This is a genomic window from Peribacillus sp. P4_C12, assembly GCF_056402095.1.
On the sequence record NZ_JBFUIB010001160.1, the window covers coordinates 1 to 593 of the forward strand.

Consider the following 593-nt stretch of genomic DNA (forward strand, 5'->3'; position numbering starts at 1 on the left):
GTAAGTGAACACACGTATTCCAGGACAAACCCTTTTAAAGCGGAAGTTATGGAAAATATTAACTTGAACGGCCGTGGCTCCAATAAAGAGACACACCATATCGAGTTATCGCTTGAAGGCTCTGGACTTACATTTGAACCTGGTGACAGTCTTGGTATTTATCCACAAAATGATTCCATTTTAGTGGATATGCTCCTTAAAGAACTCAATTGGGACCCTGAAGAAATCGTGAAGGTCAACAAGCAGGGAGACCTTCGAAAACTTAGGGAATCGCTCATCTCCAATTTTGAAATAACAGTATTAACAAAATCGCTCTTTGAGCAAGCGGCCCAACTTTCAGGCAATGAGGATTTAAAGGCACTTTTATCAGCTGGTAATGAAGAAAAACTAAAAGAATATCGTGAAGGCCGTGATTTGCTGGATTTTGTCCGTGATTTTGGCTCATGGGGTGAATCGGCACAAGAATTCGTCTCCATCCTTCGAAAAATTCCAGCCCGTCTATATTCGATTGCGAACAGTCTATCCGCGTATCCAGATGAAGTGCATCTGACAGTCGGAGCTGTCCGGTATGATAGTCACGGACGAGAAAGAAA

Annotated in this window: 1 pseudogene; it reads left to right on the top strand. The window is 42.5% G+C overall.

The window, feature by feature from the left end:
* Window positions 1-593: pseudogene (locus AC1DUW_RS31930) on the top strand (sulfite reductase [NADPH] flavoprotein alpha-component); the annotation flags it as partial.